Origin of the sequence: Halanaerobium polyolivorans, assembly GCF_020711195.1 — a bacterium.
Classification (GTDB): Bacteria; Bacillota; Halanaerobiia; order Halanaerobiales; family Halanaerobiaceae; genus Halanaerobium; species Halanaerobium polyolivorans.
In genome coordinates this window covers 1-919 of the sequence record NZ_JAJFAT010000046.1, presented here as the reverse complement: position 1 = coordinate 919, position 919 = coordinate 1, and the positions used below count along the sequence as shown (strand labels likewise).

The 919-nt window shown below is 50.4% G+C and carries 2 rRNA genes; both read right to left on the bottom strand.

Annotated elements, in window-relative coordinates:
* A 5S ribosomal RNA gene (gene rrf / locus LJ207_RS12250) occupies positions 1–117 on the bottom strand.
* Positions 118–151: 34 nt separating this feature from the next.
* Positions 152–919, bottom strand: a 23S ribosomal RNA gene (locus LJ207_RS12245); the annotation flags it as partial.

Genomic DNA, 919 nt, shown 5'->3' with positions numbered 1-919 from the left:
ATCCGGCAGAGACCTACTCTCCCACATCGTTACCAATGCAGTACCATAGGCGCTGGAGGACTTAACTTTTGTGTTCGAAATGGGAACAAGTGTTGCCCCTCCGCAATTACCACCGGAAAGCTGTACAATCAAAGATACATATAGGAAATAAATGATTAAGCCCTCGATCTATTAGTACCGGTCAGCTCAGTGTATTACTACATTTACACCTCCGGCCTATCTACCTTATCATCTTTAAGGGATCTTAACTCTTTAACAGAGTGGGATACCTTATCTTGGAGTTTGTTTCACGCTTAGATGCTTTCAGCGTTTATCTTTCCCACACTTAGCTACTCAGCTATGCTCCTGGTGGAACAACTGATTCACCATCGGTGTGTCCATCCCGGTCCTCTCGTACTAGGGACAGCTCTCCTCAAGTATCCTCCGCCTGCGACGGATAGGGACCGAACTGTCTCACGACGTTCTGAACCCAGCTCGCGTACCGCTTTAATGGGCGAACAGCCCAACCCTTGGAACCTGCTTCAGCTCCAGGATGCGATGAGCCGACATCGAGGTGCCAAACCTCCCCGTCGATGTGAACTCTTGGGGGAGATAAGCCTGTTATCCCCGGGGTAACTTTTATCCGTTGAGCGACGGCAATTCCACACTATACCGCCGGATCACTAAGTCCTACTTTCGTACCTGCTCGACTTGTTTGTCTCGCAGTTAAGCTCCCTTCTGCCTTTACACTCTTCGTGCGATTTCCATCCGCACTGAGGGAACCTTTGAGCGCCTCCGTTACTGTTTGGGAGGCGACCGCCCCAGTCAAACTGCCCGCCTGACAATGTCCTGTGACCAGTTGTATGGCCTCCAGTTAGAATTCCGCTGTAGAAAGGGTGGTATCCCACCAACGGCTCCACTGATATTAGCATACCAGCTT